This window comes from Aeromonas sp. MR16 (assembly GCF_022549315.1).
Lineage (GTDB): Bacteria > Pseudomonadota > Gammaproteobacteria > Enterobacterales > Aeromonadaceae > Aeromonas > Aeromonas aquatica.
Genome location: NZ_JAKZFK010000002.1, coordinates 197,211 through 218,786, shown reverse-complemented (window position 1 = coordinate 218,786; position 21,576 = coordinate 197,211). Strand labels below are relative to the sequence as shown.

The 21,576-nt window shown below is 62.9% G+C and carries 20 protein-coding genes; 8 read left to right on the top strand and 12 right to left on the bottom strand.

The window, feature by feature from the left end:
- The first annotated feature begins 5 nt into the window (after window positions 1–5).
- Complete coding sequence (ygfZ, locus tag MM194_RS03465; RefSeq protein WP_241342661.1) at window positions 6–917, top strand: tRNA-modifying protein YgfZ; 912 nt, start codon at window positions 6–8, stop codon at window positions 915–917.
- A gap of 24 nt (window positions 918–941) precedes the next feature.
- Here ygfZ and MM194_RS03460 read toward each other — a convergent pair whose 3' ends face one another.
- Entirely contained in the window at window positions 942–1,823 is an 882-nt protein-coding gene (locus tag MM194_RS03460) for a LysR family transcriptional regulator (RefSeq protein WP_033128858.1), read from the bottom strand.
- A gap of 130 nt (window positions 1,824–1,953) precedes the next feature.
- Between MM194_RS03460 and MM194_RS03455 the strand changes: the two genes are divergently transcribed.
- Window positions 1,954–2,391 carry a PACE efflux transporter gene (locus tag MM194_RS03455; protein ID WP_033128859.1) on the top strand — a complete coding sequence of 146 codons (438 nt, stop codon included), beginning with the start codon at window positions 1,954–1,956 and terminating at the stop codon, window positions 2,389–2,391.
- Between the two features lie 91 nt (window positions 2,392–2,482).
- Here MM194_RS03455 and MM194_RS03450 read toward each other — a convergent pair whose 3' ends face one another.
- Window positions 2,483–2,824, bottom strand: coding sequence for a hypothetical protein (locus tag MM194_RS03450; RefSeq protein WP_033128860.1), 342 nt, complete (start codon window positions 2,822–2,824; stop codon window positions 2,483–2,485).
- A gap of 194 nt (window positions 2,825–3,018) precedes the next feature.
- Between MM194_RS03450 and cutA the strand changes: the two genes are divergently transcribed.
- The 3 genes from cutA to MM194_RS03435 all read left to right on the top strand — a co-directional run bounded on the left by cutA (window position 3,019) and on the right by MM194_RS03435 (window position 5,686).
- Entirely contained in the window at window positions 3,019–3,336 is a 318-nt protein-coding gene (gene cutA / locus MM194_RS03445; protein ID WP_241342660.1) for a divalent-cation tolerance protein CutA, read from the top strand.
- Window positions 3,333–5,117, top strand: coding sequence for a protein-disulfide reductase DsbD (locus MM194_RS03440; protein WP_033128862.1), 1,785 nt, complete (start codon window positions 3,333–3,335; stop codon window positions 5,115–5,117). The genes cutA and MM194_RS03440 overlap by 4 nt, the downstream gene beginning before the upstream one ends.
- 128 nt (window positions 5,118–5,245) lie before the next feature.
- Entirely contained in the window at window positions 5,246–5,686 is a 441-nt protein-coding gene (locus tag MM194_RS03435) for a hypothetical protein (RefSeq protein ID WP_033128863.1), read from the top strand.
- A 98-nt stretch (window positions 5,687–5,784) separates the two neighbouring features.
- Here MM194_RS03435 and MM194_RS03430 read toward each other — a convergent pair whose 3' ends face one another.
- From MM194_RS03430 to MM194_RS03390, 9 genes are all read right to left on the bottom strand, one after another.
- Entirely contained in the window at window positions 5,785–7,095 is a 1,311-nt protein-coding gene (locus MM194_RS03430; protein WP_033128864.1) for an FAD-binding oxidoreductase, read from the bottom strand.
- A 205-nt stretch (window positions 7,096–7,300) separates the two neighbouring features.
- Entirely contained in the window at window positions 7,301–8,380 is a 1,080-nt protein-coding gene (fbaA, locus tag MM194_RS03425) for a class II fructose-bisphosphate aldolase (RefSeq protein ID WP_033128865.1), read from the bottom strand.
- A 116-nt stretch (window positions 8,381–8,496) separates the two neighbouring features.
- Window positions 8,497–9,660, bottom strand: coding sequence for a phosphoglycerate kinase (locus MM194_RS03420; RefSeq protein ID WP_241342659.1), 1,164 nt, complete (start codon window positions 9,658–9,660; stop codon window positions 8,497–8,499).
- A 62-nt stretch (window positions 9,661–9,722) separates the two neighbouring features.
- Entirely contained in the window at window positions 9,723–10,733 is a 1,011-nt protein-coding gene (gene epd / locus MM194_RS03415) for an erythrose-4-phosphate dehydrogenase (protein WP_033128867.1), read from the bottom strand.
- Between the two features lie 46 nt (window positions 10,734–10,779).
- Window positions 10,780–11,709: an ROK family protein gene (locus MM194_RS03410; RefSeq protein ID WP_033128868.1), complete on the bottom strand. Its 930-nt coding sequence runs from the start codon at window positions 11,707–11,709 to the stop codon at window positions 10,780–10,782.
- Between the two features lie 217 nt (window positions 11,710–11,926).
- Window positions 11,927–12,994, bottom strand: a complete 1,068-nt coding sequence (gene hemE / locus MM194_RS03405; RefSeq protein WP_033128869.1) for a uroporphyrinogen decarboxylase — start codon at window positions 12,992–12,994, stop codon at window positions 11,927–11,929.
- A 155-nt stretch (window positions 12,995–13,149) separates the two neighbouring features.
- Complete coding sequence (gene nudC, locus MM194_RS03400; RefSeq protein WP_033128870.1) at window positions 13,150–13,929, bottom strand: NAD(+) diphosphatase; 780 nt, start codon at window positions 13,927–13,929, stop codon at window positions 13,150–13,152.
- Between the two features lie 172 nt (window positions 13,930–14,101).
- The gene (locus MM194_RS03395; RefSeq protein ID WP_033128871.1) at window positions 14,102–14,707 is read right to left on the bottom strand and encodes a TIGR04211 family SH3 domain-containing protein; all 606 of its coding nucleotides are present in this window, start codon (window positions 14,705–14,707) and stop codon (window positions 14,102–14,104) included.
- Between the two features lie 153 nt (window positions 14,708–14,860).
- Window positions 14,861–15,682, bottom strand: coding sequence for a potassium channel family protein (locus MM194_RS03390; protein WP_033128872.1), 822 nt, complete (start codon window positions 15,680–15,682; stop codon window positions 14,861–14,863).
- A gap of 32 nt (window positions 15,683–15,714) precedes the next feature.
- On the opposite strand from MM194_RS03390, the gene MM194_RS03385 reads away from it, so the two are divergent.
- The 3 genes from MM194_RS03385 to glnE all read left to right on the top strand — a co-directional run bounded on the left by MM194_RS03385 (window position 15,715) and on the right by glnE (window position 20,647).
- Complete coding sequence (locus MM194_RS03385) at window positions 15,715–16,965, top strand: methyl-accepting chemotaxis protein (protein ID WP_033128873.1); 1,251 nt, start codon at window positions 15,715–15,717, stop codon at window positions 16,963–16,965.
- Window positions 16,966–17,171: 206 nt separating this feature from the next.
- Window positions 17,172–17,618, top strand: a complete 447-nt coding sequence (locus MM194_RS03380) for a GNAT family N-acetyltransferase (protein ID WP_033128874.1) — start codon at window positions 17,172–17,174, stop codon at window positions 17,616–17,618.
- Between the two features lie 143 nt (window positions 17,619–17,761).
- Window positions 17,762–20,647: a bifunctional [glutamate--ammonia ligase]-adenylyl-L-tyrosine phosphorylase/[glutamate--ammonia-ligase] adenylyltransferase gene (gene glnE / locus MM194_RS03375; RefSeq protein ID WP_241342658.1), complete on the top strand. Its 2,886-nt coding sequence runs from the start codon at window positions 17,762–17,764 to the stop codon at window positions 20,645–20,647.
- Window positions 20,648–20,708: 61 nt separating this feature from the next.
- On the opposite strand, the gene MM194_RS03370 is transcribed toward glnE, so the two are convergent.
- Entirely contained in the window at window positions 20,709–21,443 is a 735-nt protein-coding gene (locus MM194_RS03370; RefSeq protein WP_241342657.1) for an SDR family oxidoreductase, read from the bottom strand.
- Window positions 21,444–21,576: the final 133 nt, after the last annotated feature.

The following is a 21,576-nucleotide window of genomic DNA, read 5'->3' as shown; positions in this document are numbered from 1 at the left end:
CCATCGTGAGCCTGCCGACCCCTGTTTTTCCTGCCGAGCCAACCCTTTTCCCCCTGACGGACCTCGCCATCACCAGCCTCACCGGTCAGGACCGCGCCAAGTATCTGCAAGGCCAGGTCACCTGTGACGTCAATGCGCTGCTACCGGGCCAGAGCAGCCTGGGAGGTCATTGCGATCCCAAGGGCAAGTTGTGGAGCGATTTTCGCCTGCTCTGCCTGGAGGATCGCCTGCTGCTGCTGACCAAGCCCTCGGTGCTGGTGCACCAGCTGCCGGAGCTCAAGAAGTTTGCGGTGTTCGCCAAGGTCGAGATCGGCGAGAACCACGGTCAGGCGGTCGGGGTGGCCGGTCAGGGCACGGACGGCTGGGTTGCGACGCGTTTTGGCTTGTCACAGACGGCGCTGATCGAAGGCGGCATGGCGGTGCGGGTCGAGGCGGATCGCTGGCTGCTGGTGAGTGAGCAGCCCCCCGCCATCGACTTGCCGGCCGGCAACGAGTCACTCTGGTGGGGGCTGGAGATCAAGGCGGGCATGCCGCATATGGAGGCGGTGCATCAGGGGGAATACATTCCCCAGATGTTGAACCTGCAGGCGCTGGATGGCATCAGCTTCACCAAGGGCTGCTACATGGGGCAGGAGATCGTGGCCCGCGCCAAGTATCGCGGCGCCAACAACCGCGCCCTGTTCGTGCTGGCCGGGCAAGCCAATGCCCCCGTCGCCAGCGGCGATCCCCTGGAGATCCGCCTCGGTGACAACTGGCGCCGCAGTGGCATGGTGCTCAACGCCTGGCAGCAGGAGGGACAGCTGTGGCTCACCGCCGTGCTGCCCAAGGATACCGAGGCCGACGCCCAGTTCCGTCTCAAGCAGGACGAAGGCTCCAGCCTCGGCCTGCAGCCCCTGCCCTATCCCCTGATCGACTGATCCCCGATCGGCGGATGCCGATCGCTAACGAGGCACCCGCGCCAGCAGTGCCTCTTTCAGCCAGCGCCCCGCCAGCCCCAGCGGGCGGGCGCGATGCCACTGCAACTCCAACCCCAGCTCCTGGCTTGAGAGAAAGTCGGGGGTCAGTATCACCACCTCCCCCCTGGCCAGGGGCCGATGCAGCAAGAAATCGGGGACGGCCGACCAGCCCAACCCCAGTTTTACCAGCTCCAGGATGCCCAGATCCCCCTCGACCCACCACACCTGGGACGAGAGGCGGAAGCGATGGCGCTCCGTCCCCTCCCGTCGTCCCGTCACCATCAGCTGGCGAGCCCCTTGCAGGTCGCTCTCCCGCAGCGGCGCCTTGTGGGCCAGCGGGTGATCCGGGGAGACCACCAGCGGCATGCTGACGACCCCGAGGGAGCGCGCGACTATCTCCCGCTCCGGCTGCTCCTTCTGGTAGCTGATGCCAAGCTGGGCGCGGCCGCTCTTGAGCAGTTCGGTCACGTCCTCCATCAGCGGGAACAGCAGCTCCAGCTCCACCGTCGGGTAACGGGTGGCGAACTCCTCCAGCAAAGAGCCGAGCCAGGGAAGATGGGAGTCGTCGTCGATGGCCAGGGTGAGCCGGGATTCGATGCCGGTGGCCAGCTCCCCGGCAATCGCCTGCAGCCGCTCACTCTGGGCCAGCAGTATACCGGCCTCCTGGCTGATGCGGGCCCCCGCCTCGGTCAACACGGGATAGCGGCCGGTGCGATCGAACAGCTCCAGCCCGAGATCAATCTCCAGGTTGGCGATGGCAGTGCTGACCACCGACTGCGCCTTGCCCAGCTTGCGCGCCGCCGCCGAGAAGGAGCCGGTTTGTGCCGCCGCCAGCAGCGCCTTGAGTTGTTCCAGAGAGGGGTTCATCGGCCTGTTCCTGTCATTGGTGGGCGTTCTATCCATCTATTTTAGCGATAGATACTAACGTGAATCTATCCAATATAAGCGGTAAATTGACCGCCATAGAGATTCAGCCATCAAGTAAAGGAGACTGAAGATGCGTAATACTCGTGATCGTCTGCGCCATGCCATTGGCTTCGAACTCATTGGCCTGCTGATCGCGGCCCCCCTGGCAAGCTGGGTCACCGGCGTCGGCCTCAATCACATGGGCCCGCTGGCCCTGTTCTTCTCGGTGGTCGCCACCGTCTGGAACTATGTCTACAACATCGGGGTGGACAAGCTGCTGCTGCGTTACCAGGGGCATACCCACAAGACGCTGTGGCAACGGGTGCTGCATACCTTCGGATTCGAGGGGGGCCTGCTGATCGTCGCCCTGCCGGTGATGTCCTGGTGGCTCAACATCGGCCTGCTGGAGGCGCTGGTGCTGGATCTGGGCTTCGTGCTGTTCTATCTGGTTTATGCCTTCGTCTACAACTGGAGCTATGACAAGCTGTTCCCCATCCCGGCTCGGGTGCAGCAGAACGCACTGGGTTAAGCGATAAAAAGAAGTGATAAGTCATGCGAGGCACCATCATGCGAGAGACATGATGGTGCTGGGAGGACAAGGCGCCGGGCCTGCCGGGCGATCAGGCTTGCGCCTTCACCTCTTCGGCCGGGGCTTCTGCCTCGGCTGACTCTTGGGCCAGCAGGGCCTCGAGTTTGCTCTGGTACTGGTTCAGCATGCGCTGGGCCGCCACCATATCCCCCTTGTGCAGACGCTCGAACAGATGGTGTTGCACCACGCCGTTGAGATACTCCACCGTGACAGGTTGATCCAGGGTAGCCAGCAGCTCCTCTTTTTCCAGCTCGGCATTGATTTCATCGGCACTGGTACGCAGCAGACCGGCCAGTTGCACCAGCATACGGCGCTCACCTTCGCGCAACAGGCTCAACATGCGGTTTCTCTGCTGCTCATTCTGTTGGGTCATACATTTCCTTACGTCGAATGGGAACAAGCCCGCTCATTCTGCCCTGTCCTTTTCACAGCGTCTATCTCGGGCGCATCACTTATTTGGCGGCTTGGCAGGACATGCACGGCGGGTGCTATTTATGCGGCCCCTAGGGTATAGTAGCCTCTGGTTTATGGGTCTGTTTCAGCCCATTCTGACGAGATTTTCACGCCATGACCGACGCTATTTTGGTGCTATGCACCTGCCCGGATGAAGCCAGTGCGGATCGCATCTGCGAACAGCTGCTGACCGAACACCTCGCCGCCTGTATCAATCAGCTGCCGGGGCTCACCTCCGTCTATCGCTGGCAAGGCAAGATTGAACGCAGTCGTGAAATCCAGCTCATCATCAAGTCGAGGAGCGGGCTGTTCGAGCCCCTACGCCGGTGCATTCTCGATCATCATCCCTATGAGGTGCCGGAGATCCTGGTGCTGCCCGTCAGCCAAGGTCATCAGCCCTATCTCGACTGGTTAACACAGGAGACCTCATGACCTTGCCACGCCTGCTCTCCCCTCTGCTGCTCCTGCTCAGCCTGCTGGCGTCCCCCGTGCACGCCAGCGGCAACGATCTGCTCGCCAGCCTCGGCATCGCGACCGGTGCCCAGCCCACGTTTCTGACCGTCGACGAGGCCTTCGTGCTGGACAGCGAGCAGCGAGGGGACAAACTGCTGCTGACCCTGCGCATCGCCGATGGCTACTATCTCTATCGCCATCGCTTCAGCTTCAAGGGGGAGAACCTCGCCTTCCGCGAGCCCGAGCTGCCCACCGGGACCGAGCACCAGGACGATTTCTTCGGCAAGACCCGGGTCTTCTACCAGGAAGTGCAGATCCCGCTCACCCTGACCGAGGTGGGCCAAGCCGCCAGCATCAAGATCAGCTATCAGGGCTGCACCGATGGCCTCTGCTACCCGCCCACCGACAAACAGATTGCGGTGCAACCCCTGGTCGCGGCGCAGTCCGCTGGCGAGGCGGCAGCGGCGGCGAGTTCAGAAACGGCCGCCACCCCGGCCAGCAGCCAACAGGATCAGCTGGCCGCCGCCCTCGGCAGCCAGGGCTTCTGGCTCAATATCGCCGCCTTCTTCGCACTGGGGCTGGGGCTCGCCTTCACCCCCTGCGTCTTCCCCATGTACCCCATACTGACCGGCATCATCGCCGGTGCCGGCCAGCATCTCTCCACCCGCCGCGCCTTCCTGCTCTCCTTCGTCTATGTGCAGGGGATGGCGGTCACCTACACCCTGCTCGGGTTGGTGGTCGCCTCGGCGGGCCTGAAGTTCCAGGCGGCGCTGCAGCACCCCTATGTGCTGATCGGCCTCTCCGTGATGTTCGTGCTGCTCGCCCTCTCCATGTTCGGGCTCTACAGCCTGCAACTGCCGAGCAGCCTGCAGACCCGGATCGTAGGCCTGTCCAACCGCCAGCAGAGCGGTTCCGTGGTAGGGGTCGCCATCATGGGGATGATCTCCGGCCTGGTCTGCTCCCCCTGTACCACGGCGCCGCTCTCTGGCGCCCTCATCTACGTGGCCCAGAGCGGCGATCTCTGGCTCGGCGGCGCGGCCCTCTATGCGCTGTCACTCGGCATGGGGCTGCCACTGCTACTGCTCGGCACCTCGGGAGGCAAGCTGCTGCCCAGGGCTGGCGCCTGGATGGATGTGATCAAGCAACTGTTCGGTTTTGCGCTGCTGGCGGTGCCCGTGCTGCTGCTCTCGCGGCTGTGGGGCGATCAGATCACCAACCTGGTCTGGCTGGGCTGGGGTCTGGCGCTGTGCGCCTACCTCTATCACCACAACCAGCACAGGCCCCATTCGGTAGGCCGGAGTCTGTGCGGCTTCACCCTCTTGCTGGTGATGATAGGGACCGTGGTAGTGGGCAAGGAGCTGCTGTTGCCGGCGCCAGGGGTCAGTGCCAACACCCAGACCCAGACGCCCCAATTCACCCGCATCAAGACTCTCGACGATCTCAAGAGCCAGCTCACCGCCGCCCGTGGCAAACCGGTGTTGCTGGATCTCTATGCCGATTGGTGCGTGGCCTGCAAGGAGTTCGAACACAAGACCTTCAGCGACCCCGCCGTGCGGGCACGCTTCGCCGACATGGTGCTGCTGCAGGCGGATGTCACCGCCAACGACGATGCCGATGTCGATCTGCTCAACGGCCTGAACGTGCTGGGACTGCCGACCCTGATCTTCTTCGACAGTGCCGGCAATGAGGTAAGCGGCCAGCGGGTGACCGGCTTCATGGGGCCGACCGAGTTCCTCGGTCATCTGGACAAGCTGCGCTAAGACTTCGGCTCGGGGCCGCAGCCCCGGGCCTGCCGCGATCGGCGGCTGATTTTTCTGACCATCCCTTGTATCTGCGAGACGCCGTGGCAAACTTTGCCCTTTCCCGTCTCGCATCATCCGGAGTTTTGATGAAAAAGTGGTTCATCCCCCTGCTGGCCTGCTGGCTTTATGGCTGCGATGCAGGTCCAGGTGAAGAGGCGATCCAGACTCAGGTCACCGCCAGACTCCAGGCAGACACAGACGCCAACCTGTTTGAGATCAGCGACTTCGCCGTGCTCGGCAAGGAGGAGCGGATGGAGGGCGTCTATCTGGTGAAGGTGGGCTACCAACTGCACTTCAAGCAGAGTCTGGATCAGCTGCAGATCCTGCAGGATGAAGACCTGATCTACGACAGGGTGGGCCCCTTCCAGCAAGAGATGGGGCTGATGGAGCTGGAGCGCAAATACGGCGAATTCGAGGCCGGCCAGGCGCTGGCCCAGGAGACCGAAGTCTGGATGATGAAGACCGAACAGGGTTGGCGCCTCGCCGAGCCAGGCCAGACGCAAGCACCGGACTCCCCCGCCTCCTGATTGCCTCGGGGCCTGGCAGCGCCTGGCCCCGACACCATCCCTTTGCAACCCATCCCTTGCCGCTTTAACCCGGCACCTCCCAGGCGCCGGTCAAGTCCTCACAGCAGATCCTTCATCCTGTGCCACAACATCCCCAGCGCCAGCAGGGGGGAGCGCAGGGAGGGCCCGCCTGGGAAGGTCATGTGAGGCACGGTGCTGAACAGATCGAAGCCCCGACTCTCCCCCCTGATCACCTCGGCCACCAACTTGGCGGCCATGTGAGTGGCATTGAGGCCGTGTCCCGAGTAAGCCTGGGCATAGAACACATTGGGGTACTCTTTGAGACGCCCGATCTGCGGCAGCCGGTTGGCGCCTATGCCGATCATCCCCCCCCACTGAAACTCGATGGCGGTGCCCGCCAGCTCAGGGAAGACCCGCAGCAGCTTGGGCAACATGAAGGCCTTGATGTCCGTGGGATCCCGTCCCGAATAGTTGCAGGCCCCGCCAAACAACAGCCGGCCATCGGCTGACAGCCGGTAATAATCGAGCGCCACGTTCTGATCGCAGACCGCCATGTTCTGCGGCAGCAAGCGCTGGCGCAGCCGCTTCTCCAGCACCTCGGTAGCGAGGATATAGGAGCCCGCGGGCAGCACCTTGCCCCCCAGGTCGGGATTGAGATCGTTCAGATAGGCGTTGCAGCCGATCACCAGGTAGTCGGCACTGACCCGGCCGTGGGCCGTGGTGACCTGCACCCGATCGCCGTAGTCGATGTGGATCACCCGGGATTGCTCGAACAGGGAAGCGCCCAGACTCGCGGCGGCGCGCGCCTCGCCCAGCGCCAGGTTGAGGGGATGCAGATGGCCTGAGCCCATGTCGATCAGGCCACCGAGGTAGCGATCCGACCCCACCACCGATTTGATCTCGCCGCCGGGCACCAACCTGACCTCATGCCGGTAGCCCAGGCTGGCCAGGTGCTCGGCATCCTCCTCAAATCCCTTGAGATGGCGCGCCTTGGTGGCGAGATCGCAATAGCCCCAGCGCAGATCGCAATCGATGTTGAACTGCTCGATGCGCTGGCGCACCAGCTCCACCGCCTCCAGTCCCATCAGATCCAGCTCGCGCACCCCCTGCTCGCCGATCCAGCGGGCAAACTGGCTGGTGTCGTGGCCGATGCCACGAATGAGCTGGCCACCGTTGCGGCCAGACGCCCCCCAGCCGATACGGTTCGCCTCCAGCAGCACCACCTTGTAGCCCGCCTGTGCCAGGTTGATGGCGGTATTGAGGCCGGTGAAGCCGCCGCCTATGATGCAGACGTCGGCATCCCGCTCACCGCTGAGCTCGGGCCACTGCTGATGGTCGTTGCGGGTCGCCGCATAGTAGGAGGCGACGTGCTCCTGATGTCCCTGTCTTCCTGTGTGCATGCTCAGCATCCTGCCTTGGTCGCATTCGTTTACTAAATTAAACGATCTGTTATCGATAATACCCAGCCCATGGGCACGGATCCAGCCTGTCGGGATCACAGAAATGCAAAAGGTGCCCCGAAGGACACCTTATCTACGCGATACCGTCACCGAGATGACATAAAAAAGGCGCCCCGTGGGGCGCCTCTTTATGCATGCAAGGTACGGTAACGAATTACAGTACGTTGATGGCGTTCAGGTCGGAGAAGGCTTTCTCCAGACGGGCGATCATGGAAGTCTGACCGGCACGCAGCCATACGCGCGGATCGTAGAACTTCTTGTTCGGCTTGTCGGCGCCTTCCGGGTTGCCCAGCTGACCCTGCAGGTAAGCTTCGTTGGTCTTGTAGAAGTGCAACAGACCTTCCCAGGTAGCCCACTGGGTGTCGGTGTCGATGTTCATCTTCACGACGCCGTAGGAGATGGATTCACGGATCTCTTCCAGAGTGGAACCTGAGCCACCGTGGAACACGAAGTCCAGGGACTTGGCAGGCAGACCGAACTTCTCGGAAACGTACTTCTGGGAAGCGTCCAGGATGGACGGGGTCAGCTTGACGTTACCCGGCTTGTATACGCCGTGCACGTTGCCGAAGGAGGCAGCGATGGTGAAACGCGGGCTGATCTTGGACAGACGCTCGTAGGCGTAAGCCACGTCTTCCGGCTGGGTGTACAGGGCGGATTGATCCATGTGGCTGTTGTCCACACCGTCTTCTTCGCCACCGGTGCAACCCAGTTCCAGCTCCAGGGTCATGTTCATCTTGGCCATGCGAGTCAGGTACTCACAGCAGATGTCGATGTTCTCTTCCAGCGGCTCTTCGGACAAGTCCAGCATGTGGGAGGAGAACAGCGGCTTGCCGGTCTCGGCGAAGTGCTTCTCGCCCGCGTCCAGCAGACCGTCGATCCACGGCAGCAGCTTCTTGGCGGCATGGTCGGTGTGCAGGATAACCGGAACCCCGTAGGCGGCAGCAACGGCGTGCACATGCTTGGCACCGGAGATGGCACCCAGGATGGCGGCTTGCTGACCTTCCAGCTTCAGGCCCTTACCGGCGGTGAACACGGCACCACCGTTGGAGAACTGAACGATGACCGGCGCTTTGACCTTGGCAGCAGCTTCCAGTACGGCGTTGACGGAGTCGGTACCGACGCAGTTGACGGCTGGCAGAGCGAAGCCGTTCTCTTTCGCGATGGCGAACACTTTCTGAACGTCATCACCAGTGATCACGCCGGGTTTTACGAAGTCGAAAATTTTCTTAGACATGTTAAATCGTCCTGTTCTCGTATGCCGTTAATAAAAAATGGGGGGTTCATCATGAACTGGCACAGCGGTCACATGATAAACGAAACGGGAGGCTTTTGCCCCCCGTCCCGGGTCAATTAGGCTTTGGCGCGCTGTTCCAGCATCGCAACGGCCGGCAGTACCTTGCCTTCCACGAACTCCAGGAAGGCGCCGCCGCCGGTGGAGATGTAGGAGACCTTGTCGGCGATGCCGAACTTGTCGATGGCGGCCAGGGTGTCACCACCGCCGGCGATGGAGAAGGCCGGGGACGCGGCGATCGCTTCGGCGATCACCTTGGTGCCTGCCGAGAACTGGTCGAACTCGAACACGCCGACCGGGCCGTTCCACAGAATGGTCTTGGCGTTCATGATGATGTCGGCCAGGGCCTTGGCAGAGTCAGGGCCGATGTCGAAGATCATGTCGCCGTCGGTCACATCGGAGACGGACTTGATGGTCGCCGGAGTGGATTCGGAGAACTCGGTACCCACGACCACGTCGGTGGTGACCGGAATGTTGGTCTCGGCGGCCAGCTTCTTGGCGGTGTCGAGCAGGTCGTGTTCACACAGGGACTTGCCGACGTTGTGACCGGCAGCGGCGATGAAGGTGTTGGCGATGCCACCACCGACCACCAGCTGGTCAGCGATCTTGGAGAGGGATTCCAGCACGGTCAGCTTGGTGGAGACCTTGGAGCCGCCCACGATGGCAACCATGGGGCGCTCGGGCTTCAGCATGGCCTTGCCCAGGGCTTCCAGTTCACCAGCCAGCAGCGGACCGGCACAGGCGACGGGGGCGAACTGAGCCACACCGTAGGTAGAACCTTCGGCGCGGTGGGCAGTACCGAATGCATCCATTACGAAGATGTCACACAGGGCGGCGTATTTTTTGGCCAGCTCTTCGGTGTTCTTCTTCTCGCCCTTGTTGAAGCGGCAGTTTTCCAGCACAACCAGCTCACCGGCGGCGACTTCTACGCCATCCAGATAATCCTTGGCCAGGCGAACCGGGCAGGACAGAGCGTCTTTCAGATAGTTGACAACCGGGGCCAGGGAGAATTCTTCGTTGTACTCACCCTCGGTCGGACGACCCAGGTGGGAGGTGATCATCAGCTTGGCGCCCTTTTCCAGAGCCAGCTTGATGGTCGGCAGCGTTGCCACGATACGTGCGTCGGAAGTGACCTTGCCGTCTTTTACCGGTACGTTCAGGTCAGCACGGATCAGAACGCGTTTACCCGCCAGATCCAGGTCGGTCATCTTGATAACAGACATATTCAGTCCTCTATATTTTCAGGTAATGTTAAAAACAGTAACCTTGCGCCCGGTGCACGCTCTCAGCATGCGGCCATCATGGCCCGGGTGGTATCCAGCATACGGTTTGCGAAGCCCCATTCGTTATCACACCACATCAGCATCTTGACGAGGTTGGCATCGCTCACCCGGGTCTGGGTACCATCAATGATGCAGGAGTGTGCATCATGATTAAAGTCTACGGAGACCAAAGGCTCTTCCGTGTAGTCCAGGATACCGCTTAATGTACCTCTGGATGCCCGTTGCAGGGCTTGATTTACGTCACTAACTGTCACTTTTTTACGAACAGTAATGCTCAGATCCATGGCGGTGACGTTGATGGTCGGCACCCGTACCGCGATCGCTTCGAACTTGCCGGCGAAGTGGGGCAGGATACGCTCCAGCCCCTTTGCCAGCTTGGTATCCACCGGGATGATGGACTGACTGGCAGCGCGGGTTCTGCGCAAGTCACTGTGGTAGGCATCGATGACTTGCTGATCGTGCATGGCCGAATGAATTGTCGTAATAGTACCACAATTTATCTCGAATTCTCGATGCAATGTTTCGATGACAGGCACCACGCAGTTGGTGGTACAGGAGGCATTGGAGACGATCCGCTCCCTTCCTGTCAGCACCTGGTGGTTCACCCCGAAAACGATTGTCGCGTCTACGTCCGCCTCGGCCGGATGGGAGAACAATACCTTGCCCGCCCCCGCCCCCAGATGACGCTCGGCATCGGCTCGCGAGCCGAACACCCCGGTGCAGTCCAGCACCACATCCACCCCCAGCGCCCGCCAGGGCAGATTGGCCGGATCCCGCTCCGCAAACAGGGAGATGAGATCCTCCCCCACCAGCATGCTGTTGCCCGCGAGCTGCACCGGATGGTGGAAACGACCGTGGCTGGTGTCGAAACGGGTGAGGTGCACCATGGCCTCGGGCGCCGCCAGCTCGTTGATGGCGACTATCTTGATGTTCTTGTCACGCCCGCTCTCGTAGAGGGCCCGCAGCACGTTGCGGCCGATGCGCCCGTACCCGTTGATGGCAATCTTGATCATGGAAAAAGTGTGTCCTTAGCGACGACAAAAGGGGCCTGTGGATGGCTCACGACAGCAGGGCATCCTGGAAGACGCCTCTGGCCAGCAGCGCCGCTCCGAAGACGCCGGCGCTGTCCCCCAGCGCCGGCGCTATGATGGGCGTGGCGAAGCGGGGGTTGAACAGGAAGGGCAGCACCGTCTGCCGGCCTGCGGTGTAGAGGCTCTGCACGTTGCCGACCCCGCCACCGATGACGATGACGTCCGGATCCAGGATGTTGACCACGTTGGCCAGGGCCTGACCGAACAGCAGGTGCAGGCGGTCTATGGTGAGCTTTGCCACGTGATCGTGGGCGCTGGCCGCCGCAATCTGGGCGAGGGACAGGTGGCGCTTGGCCTTGGCCTCGTACCAGGCCTCCAGTGCGGGGCCGCTGATGAAGGTCTCGACACAGCCGCGCTTGCCGCAGTAGCACTCGGGGCCATCGGGAGAGAGCACGTTGTGACCCCACTCCCCGGCGATGCCGTGGTGGCCGTTGAGGATCCGGCCGTTGATGACAATGCCGGAGCCGACCCCGGTGCCCATGATGATGCCGAACACCACCTTGGCCTCGGGATGATGCTGACGCACCGCCCCCAGATGGGTTTCCGCCAGGGCAAAGCAGTTGGCGTCGTTGGCGATCAGCACCGGCACACCCAGCTTGCGCTCCAGATCTTCCTTGAACGGCTTGCCGTTGAGCTCGGTGGTGTTGCAGTTCTTCATCAGACCGGTCTGGGGATCCCGTGCCCCCGGCGTGCCCATGCCGATGACGCTAGGGCGCTGGCCGAGTTTCTCAGCACATTCCTCCACCAGCTTGGCAATCTGGCCGATCATGTGCTGATAACCACCGTGGCGTTCGGTGGGGATACGATGGCGCAGCAGCACCTCATCACCCGCCAGCACCACGCACTCGCACTTGGTCCCGCCAAGGTCGATGCCCCAATCCCACGATGTCTTGCTCATTCTGCCTCCTGCATGGCGAGCGAGTCGGCCGAGACGCGTCCCCACCGGCTGTCGCTCATCTTGTGTGTGGCCACCGCCACAGATGGCGCAGTGTAACCCGAGCCGGGGCCCCTGCGCAGCTCCCAAACAGTGCAGCCCAGGCGACAGGCCCTCAACGCCAGATCGCCAGAAACGAAACGGGGCCAGCAGGCCCCGTCGTCATACAGATTTTGTCGCCTTAGCGGCCGTGATACTGGGCCGACAGCTCGTGCACCGCGTTCACAAACACCCCTGCGTGCTCGGGATCCACATCCTGATGGATGCCGTGGCCCAGGTTGAAGACGTGGCCGTTGCCCTGACCGAAACCGGCGAGGATGGAGGCAACTTCTTCGCGGATACGCGCGGGCGCGGCATAGAGCATGGAGGGATCCATGTTGCCCTGCAGCGCCACCTTGTCACCCACCCGGCGCTTGGCATCGGCGATGTCGGTGGTCCAGTCCAGGCCCAGCGCATCGCAACCGGTGGCGGCGATCTGCTCAAGCCACTGGCCGCCGTTCTTGGTGAACAGGGTGACAGGGACGCGGCGCCCCTCATTCTCACGGATCAGGCCGTCGACGATCTTGTGCATGTATTGCAGGGAGAAGTCGCGGTAGTCGCGGGGGGTCAGCACGCCGCCCCAGGTATCGAACACCATGACCGACTGGGCACCGGCCTTGATCTGGGCGTTCAGATAGGCGATCACGCTGTCCGCCAGCTTGTCCAGCAGCAGGTGCAGGGTCATGGGCTCGGCGTACATCATCTGCTTGATCTTGGTGAACGCCTTGGAGCTGCCCCCCTCCACCATGTAGGTGGCCAGGGTCCAGGGACTGCCGGAGAAACCGATGAGCGGCACTTCGCCCTTGAGCTCACGGCGGATGGTGCGCACCGCGTTCATCACGTAGCCGAGTTCATCTTCCGGATCCGGAATGGGCAGCGCCTGCACGTCGGCCATGGATTTGATAGGGCGCTCGAAGCGCGGGCCTTCGCCGTGCTCGAAGTAGAGACCGAGCCCCATGGCGTCGGGCACGGTCAGGATGTCGGAGAAGAGGATGGCGGCATCGAGGGGATAGCGGCGCAGGGGCTGCAGGGTGACCTCGCAGGCCAGCTCGGCGTTGCGGCACAGGGACATGAAGTCCCCCGCGACGGCGCGGGTCGCCTTGTATTCCGGCAGGTAACGGCCAGCCTGACGCATCATCCAGACCGGGGTCATGTCCACTTCCTGGCGCAGCAGGGCACGCAGGTATCGATCGTTCTTCAGCTCTTTCATCCCAGTTCCTGAGTCATATCCAGCATAAAATGGCGGATATGATACCACTTTGTGTGGGGAGAAGGGCGGCCCAAACGCACGGCCTGACCGGTTCGAGTGCAAAGATGTGAGGGGGCGCAAACAAGGGACCCGCTTTCCTGCCGGCATGGGCTCCGTCAGACCCCGTCGCCGAGGCACAGCGCGATCAGTCGCCGCGCTATGGTGCCCTGGGGCGGCAACCGGGGCAGCGCATTGGCCTCAAAGAAGTCGGCGGCTACCAACTCCTCGTCCTGCACCTTGATCTCGCCGCTCAGGTAGTCGGCGGTGAAGCCCATCATCAGGCTGTGGGGGAAGGGCCAGGGCTGGCTCGCGACGTAGCGGATATTGTCGACCCGGATGCCGCTCTCCTCGAACACCTCCCGCGCCACGCACTGCTCCAGGTTCTCACCTGCCTCCACGAAGCCGGCCAGCACCGTATACATGGGATCCTCCGCCTGATAGTGACGGCGATGGGCCGCCAGCAGCACGGCCGGTCCCTTGCGCACCGCCACTATGATGCAGGGAGAGATGCGCGGGTAGACCAGATGGCCCTGCTGGCATCCCAATGCCCACTCCCCCGCCTTGGGGGCCATGGGGGCGCCACACTCGCCACAGAAGCGGTGACTGCGCCTAAAGGTGGCCAACTGCCAGGCGCGACCGGCAAGGCGAAACCCTTCCTCATCTCCCGCCACCATCAGCTGGCGCAGGCCCGCCATGGCCTGGGTATCGGCATCCTCCCCCAGATCCAGCAGGTAGCAGGGCTCGCCACCCCAGTCGTCGAAGCGCTCGAACGGGGCCTCTTGCAGCGGCGGTGGCAAGCATTCACGCGAGCCCTGCGGGATCTGCCCCTGCGTATCCAGCAGGACGAGGTGATCGCCCCCCAGCACGAACCAGCGGGCCTGTTCGGTCGATGACATAAGATGAAAGCTCTTGTTGAGAAGGGCGTGCGAGGCACGGACAAGTGGGGTTTATCTTACGATCGGGCCAGCCCGGAGGCGACCCCAAGATGGTCACGGCATCGACTATCTCGCCGCCCAAAAGCAGAGGGGCCGCCTTGGCGACCCCTCTCTCTTTCAATCGATCGTTCGATCAATTCATCCAGCGTTCGCTGCTCTTGCGACGGCGAGGCAGCATAGGCAACAGAATCCCGAGCAGGATGCCGCCACCCACCATGGCACCACCGCGGATGAACCAGTCCATCTGCATGTCGTGCTCCTGGTTGTCATAGCTCTGGGTCAGGGCGTCGTTCTGCTCCTTCAGACTCCCCATCTCATCGCTCTGGCTGGCGAGCTGGGCCTTCAGGCTGGCGATCTCCTTGGTCTGTTCGGCGATCTGGCCATCCTTCTCGGTGAAGCGTCGCTCGTTGTCGCCGTTGAGATTCAGCAGGCGGGCCTTGGCCTCTTCCAGCGCTTTCTCAACCTGGGGCAGCCGCTCGCGCAGGCTGATGCCGGTTTGCAGCTCGGCGTTCTTGATCCAGCCTTCACGGCCGCGACCGTCCACCACCTGGGTGAAACCGGCCTCGTTGTTCACTGCCTTGACCTCCAGCGGTTCACCGGCCTTGACGCTGCCGAGAATCCGGTACTGGGTACCAGGACCGTTGTGGATATAGGTAAATATGTCGTCTGAAACATAACGGGTATCGGCCAGTGCCTGTTGGGCACACAAGCAGATCAGGATCCCGAGAAGGGCGCGCATGGTCGATCGATTCTCTTCGTTGAATTAGGTGACAGGCCGAATGTTAAGCTGCTGGCGGGTCAAAGGACAAGCAAAGAAAAGCGTCTTCCCCCTCCCTGAGAGCTGTCTCGCATCTTCTCCCCTTTGCCACGCGACCATTCCAGACGCCGGAGGCTAAGGCTGGCGCAGGGACTGCACCTCTTCGCGCAGCGCCTTGAGCTCTTGCAGCAACAGCGCCTGCTGTTCATTGTGCTGGCGTCGCCACTGGGCATCGTCGTCGTTGGTTCGCCCGGGATGAACGAACAGGCTGGCCATGAAGCCGCTGAGGGCACCGAACAGCCCGACCCCGAACAGGATCAGCAGGCTGGCGACGAAGCGCCCCTCCTCGGTCTTGGGCACCAGATCCCCGTACCCCACGGTGGATAACGTGACGAGCGTCCACCAGAACGCATCATAGGGGGTCTGGATCAGGCTGTCTGGCTGGCCCGTCTCGAGCCAGTACATGACACCCGACCCCAGCCCCAACAGCAGGAAGAACAGGAACAAAATGCCGGACAGGGTCGTCTCGTTGCGCTCGCGGCGAAACATGGAGAGCAGATCCGGCCTGTCCCGCAGCAGTTGATAGACCCGCCACAGCTGGATGAGCCGTGCCCAGCGCAGCTGCTCCACCATGGGCAGGCTGCCCGGCAGATAGAACCAGTTTGCCTTGAGAAAGGCCAGCTTGTCGGAGGCCCGCACCCAGCCATAGGCGAAGTGGGCGAGGAAGAAGTAGCAGATCAGGCTGTCGATGTCATAGAACAGTTGCAGGGTTTGCGGGCTCCATTCGTTATGCCCCCACCAACGGGCAGACACCAGACACACGGAGATCACCGACAGAAACGCCATCAACAGATCCATGGTGCGCAGATGAGTTAAGTGATGTCGCATACATTTTCCTACTTCAAGCACAGTGCGAATTAATAAAAAGGAAGATAATGCCGATAGTCCTGAGGACAAAGGAAAACCGCCATCAAAGAAGGAGAAAGATTATGCAGTTAAACCCGCTGGAACGGCGAATGAGCAATATCCGGCTGGTGCCCAAAGTGGTACTGCTCATGGTGTTCAGCACACTGCTGTTGCTGGCCAAGCTCTGGTTTGATGCCAGCAATCTGGAGACCACTTTGCTGGCGGAAGGGATAGAGGCCACCAAGGCCAATGCCATCGCCGATCGCCTGCTCTGGACCGGCGTCATGGAGACGGCGCTGATGGGGGTCGTCTTCGTCGTCCTGCTGCTGACCGGCTCCCGCCTGATGGTCAAGCAGGTGCACTACCTGGTGGGGCTGCTCGAGCGCTTCGCGCGCAAGGATCTCAGCCACAGCGTGTTGCTCAAGTCACGCGATGAATTCGGCGACATCGCCAAGGCGGTCGCCCACTCCCAGGAAAATCTCAAGCAGGTGTTCGGCACCCAGCGGGTCGCCTGCAAGGAGCTCAACGACATCGCCTCCCAGGTCACCCTGTGCATGGAGGAGGCCAACGAGGCCATCAACGAGGAATTCACCCAGATAGAGCAGCTGGCGAGTGCCATGAGCCAGATGGTCGGCGCCATTCGAGAGGTCGCCAATCATGCGGAGCAGGCCTCCCACGCCACCGCCGACGCCAGCCAGCTTGCCCGGGAGGGCAGCCGCTGCGTGGCCGACACCGTCAGCACCATAGACACTCTGTCCGGCAACATCCAGCGCTCCTCGGACGTGGTCAATGCGGTGGAACAAGGGGTCGATCGGATCGGCTCTGTGGTGGACACCATCCGCAGCATCTCGGAACAGACCAATCTGCTGGCGCTGAATGCCGCCATTGAGGCCGCCCGCGCCGGCGAGGCGGGCCGTGGCTTCGCCGTGGTGGCCTCGGAGGTGCGCGAGCTCGCGAACCGGGCCCAGGCCGCCACCGTCGAGATCCAGAAGATGATAGAACTGCTGCAGGGCAATGCCCGCCAGGCCGTCGATCTGATGGCCCAGAGCGTGCAGCAGGCCGACAAGGGGGTGGAGCAGGTGACCCAGGCCGGCAATCAGCTCGCCACCATAGTGCAGCGGGTACAGGGGGTGGCCGACATGAACCGCCAGATCGCCACCGCCTCAGAGCAGCAGAGCTCGGTCGCCGAGGAGATGAACACCAACCTGGAGCAGGTCAAACAGGTGGTGGAAGGATCCGTGGTGGTGCTGCGGGAACTGCGTGAGGCCTCCGAACTGGTGGAGCACCACAGCCAGACCCTGGACTCCCATATCCAGGCCTTCAAGCTGGCCTGATGGCATCAACCTGGTACACATAAGGGCCCCGTAAGAGGCCTTTTTTATTGATATCACAGCAAGGTGTCAGAAAGGGGGAAGGACCACAGCCAGACCCTGGACATCCATGCCACCCAGGCCTTCAAGCTGGCCTGAGGTCGTGATTTGAGTAAACTGGAGGGCCCCGCGAGGGGCCTTTCTTATTCATGTCACGGCAAGGAGCCAGGATGCAGACAGCACAACACTCTCCCCAACTGGAGATCAGCGACGACAAGGGGCGGCTCGACGTGTCGCTGATCCACCAGTTCCTGTCCGAGGAGGCCTACTGGTGCCTCGGTATCCCGCGCTCGACCCTGCAGCGCGCCATCAACCACTCCCTCTGCTTCGGCGGTTATCTGGCGGGCCAGCAGGTCGCCTTCGCCCGGGTCATCACCGACAAGGCCACCTTCGGCTACCTGGCTGATGTGTTCGTGCTGCCCGCCCATCGTGGCCAGGGCCACAGCAAGGCGCTGATCGCCGCCATCCTGGCCCACCCCGATCTGCAGGGGCTGCGTCGCCTCTCCCTGGCTACCTCGGATGCCCAGGGCCTCTACGCCGGCTTTGGCTTCACACCACCGGCCAGTCCCGCCAGCCTGATGGAGAAATACGATCCCGAGATCTATCGGCGCACTTAAGCCCTTGCCGCCCCGAGCGACCATTTTCCTTGTCGGATCATGGTTCTTTTCCTCGACCTGTGACGAGGCGGGGCGGCAGTGATAGATTGGCTGCCGATATTTCTACTCAATGTGCAGATCCGTTAATCACAAGGACGGCAACCGTGGCCCAGCATCCCTCTTCTCTCTCGTCTGTTTCCCCCGCTCTTCCTCCCTTGTTGCAAGATCAGGCCCAGCGCCAGTGGCAACGGCTGCTCGCCTTGGCCCCCGACTATGGGGATCTGCCCCTGGAACAGCAGCAAACACTGCTCACCCTGTTCGGCCTCTCCGACTTCGTCTCAGATTCCCTCATCAAGCAGCCTGAACTGCTGGGGCAGACCCTGGCGTCGGGGGATCTCGCACGGCAAGCGCGCTGGCCCGCCTATGAGCCGGATCTCGCGACACTGCTCGCCGGGGTGAACGACGAGGAGACGCTCAAGCGCGCCCTGCGTCAATTCAGACGCAGCCGCATGCTGGTGATCGCCTGGCGCGAGCTGCTGGGTCATGCCGAGGTCGAAGAGAGCTTTATCCATCTCACCAAGCTCGCGGATGCGCTGATCTGCGGCGCCCGCGACTGGCTCTATGCCAAACAGTGCGGCGAACTCGGCACCCCAGTGGATGGCAACGGGGATCCCCAGCCGCTGCTGATCCTCGGCATGGGCAAGCTCGGCGGCGGCGAGCTGAACTTCAGCTCCGACATCGACCTCATCTTCACCTTCCCGGAGAACGGCTACACCGTCGGCGGACGGCGGGAGCTGGCGAACCAGCAGTTCTTCATCAAGCTCGGCCAGCGGCTGATCAATGCCCTGCACCAGCCGACCCAGGATGGTCAGGTGTTTCGGGTCGACATGCGGCTGCGCCCCTTCGGCGAGGCGGGCCCGCTGGCCATCTCCTTCGCCGCCATGGAGGATTACTACCAGCACCACGGCCGCAACTGGGAGCGCTACGCCATGGTCAAGGCGCGGGTGCTGGGCGCCCAGTGTGAACACGCCCAGGCCCTCACCGAGCTGCTGCGCCCCTTCGTGTTCCGCCGTTATATCGACTTCGGGGTCATCGACGGCTTGCGCCAGATGAAGGCGATGATCGCCGCCGAGGTGCGCCGCAAGGGGCTGGAGGGCAACATCAAGCTCGGTGCCGGCGGCATTCGCGAGGTGGAGTTCATCGCCCAGGCGTTGCAGCTCATCCGCGGCGGCCGCGAGCCCGCCCTGCGGGTGCGCCACCTGCCCGAGGCGCTGGCGGCCATCGCCGCCTGTGGTGCCCTCGACGGTGAACGCTGCGCGCGGCTGCTCGGTGCCTACCGCTTCCTGCGTCGGGTCGAGAACATACTGCAGGAGATAGGGGATCAGCAGACCCAGACCCTGCCCACAGAGCCGCGGGATCGCCAGCGGCTGACAGCCTCCCTCGGCTTTGAAGACTGGGGTGCCTTTATGGCCCATCTCGACGAGGAGATGTCCGCCGTCCATCAGGAGTTCGTCGCCGTGGTGGGGGAAGAGAAGGAAGTGCCCTCCCATCTGGATCAGCTCTGGCTCGATCTGTGGCGCACCGAACTCGACGCCGCCGAGCTGGAGAAGCTGCTAGGGGCGCAGGGGGTGAATGATGCGGTCCCGCTGTGCGCCGCCCTGCTGCGCTTCAAGGAGGAGTACCGGCGTCGCCAGGTCGGCCCCCAGGGACGCGTCGCCCTGGACGCCCTGATGCCAGAGCTACTGCGGCTGGTGGTGGCCAGCGAGCAACCGGCACGGCTGTTCGAGCGGGTCTGCACCCTGCTGACCCGCATCTTCACCCGCAGCGCCTATCTGCAACTGCTGGCGGAAAACCCCGCCGCCCTGCGCCAGCTGGTACGACTGTGCGATGCCAGCCACCTGGTGAGCGAGCAGCTCGCCCGCTACCCCATCTTGCTGGACGAGCTGCTGGATCCCCAGCACCTCTACCACCCGACCCCGCTGGATCAGTACAAACCCCAGCTGCGCCAGTTCCTGCTGCGCATCCCCGAGGAGGACGTGGAGCAGCAGATGGAGGCTCTGCGCCAGTTCAAGCAGGTGCAGCTCTTGCGCATCGTCGCCGCCGACATCGCCGGTGCCCTGCCGCTGATGAAGGTGAGCGACCACCTCACCTGGCTGGCGGAGGCCATCACAGAGGAGGTGGTCAACCAGGCCTGGGCCCAGATGAGCGAGCGCTACGGGGTGCCCCCCGAGGTGACCCTGAGCGGCCGGCGCGGCTTCGCCGTGGTGGCCTATGGCAAGCTCGGCGGCATCGAGCTCGGCTACGGCTCGGATCTCGATCTGGTGTTCCTGCACGGCGGGGATCCCAACCGCTATACCGATGGCCGCAAGCCCATCGACAGCCGCCAGTTCTACCTGCGCCTGGCCCAGCGGATCCTGCACCTGTTCAGCACCCGCACCCCGTCCGGGATCCTCTACGAGATCGACATGCGGCTGCGCCCCAGCGGCGACGCCGGCCTGCTGGTCTCCTCCCTCTCCGCCTACGAGCAATACCAGCAGAAAGAGGCCTGGACCTGGGAGCATCAGGCGCTGGTACGGGCCCGTCCCATCTACGGCGATGACGCCATCCAGGCCGCCTTTGCCGAGGTGAGGCGCGCCGTGCTCGCCAGGGAGCGCGACCTGCCCACCCTGGCCCGCGAGGTGCGCGAGATGCGCCACAAGATGCGGGATCACCTGCTCAAAGCGGGCGAGGGGGAGTTCGATCTCAAGCAGTCCCCCGGCGGCATGGTGGACATCGAGTTCATCGCCCAGTACCTGGTGCTGGCCCACGCCAATGGCGAACCTGACGCCCTCACCCGCTGGTCCGATAACGTGCGCATCTTCGATGAGTGCGTACTGGCGGGGGTACTCAGCCTGGAGCAGGCGGAAAACCTGAAGCAGGCTTATCTGGAGATCCGCAACCTGGGTCATCGCCTCAACCTGTCGGAGATCTCCCGCAAGGTGAGAGACGATCAACTGCTGGTCGAGCGGGACCATGTGCTGGCAGTCTGGCGACAGCAGCTCGGGGAATAAGTCACTGGGGAAGTAAAGAGAAGGGGCGCCGCGGCGCCCCTTCTGCTTGCGTGGCCTGCTCCTATCGTCCGCCGGCCACGTCGATAAAGGTGCCGGTGGCGTAGGAGGCTTGGTCGGACAGCAGCCAGGCGATGGCGGCAGCGACTTCCTCCGGTTGGCCACCCCGTAGCAGCGGAATATTTCCCTTCACCCGCTCCACCCGGCCGAGTTCACCGCCATCGGCGTGCATCTCGGTATGGATGAAGCCGGGGCGCACCCCGTTGACCCGGATCCCCTGGGCCGCCACCTCCAGGGACAGGCCCCTGGTCAGCACGTCGATGGCCCCCTTGGAGGCGGCGTAGTCCACGTACTCCCCCGCCGAACCGAGCCGGGCGGCGGCGGAGGAGACGTTGACGATGGCGCAACCCGGCACCATGCGGCGCACCGCCTCGCGGCAGCAGAGGAAACAGCTGGTCACATTGGTGGTCAGGGTCTTGTTGATCCGCTCGGCGCTCATCTCCAGCACTCTCATCTGGGGCTGCAAGATGCCGGCGTTGTTCACCAGATGGGTGATGGGCCCGAGCCGGGCGTCCATCTCGTCGAACAACCGCACCACCTCGGCCTCGACGCTGACATCGGCCTGCACCGCGATACAGGAGACAGCGAAACCCTCGCGGATCTCGGCCACCAGCGCCTCGGCTGACCCCTTGTCCTGGCGATAGTTGATGCAGAGCCGGTAGCCCTGCCTCGCCAGATGGCGAGCGGTCGCCGCCCCTATCCCTCTGCCACCCCCGGTGATCAGTGCAATCCTGTTCATCACGCCTCCTTGTTCAGCACCCTTGCTGGCTCTCGATACTACCCCATGATCGGCCAACTGCAACGGCGGCCATGGGTCTGTATTCCTTGTCGTGAGGCGCCCCAACAGGTGCATTTTTCATGAATGCGAGCGG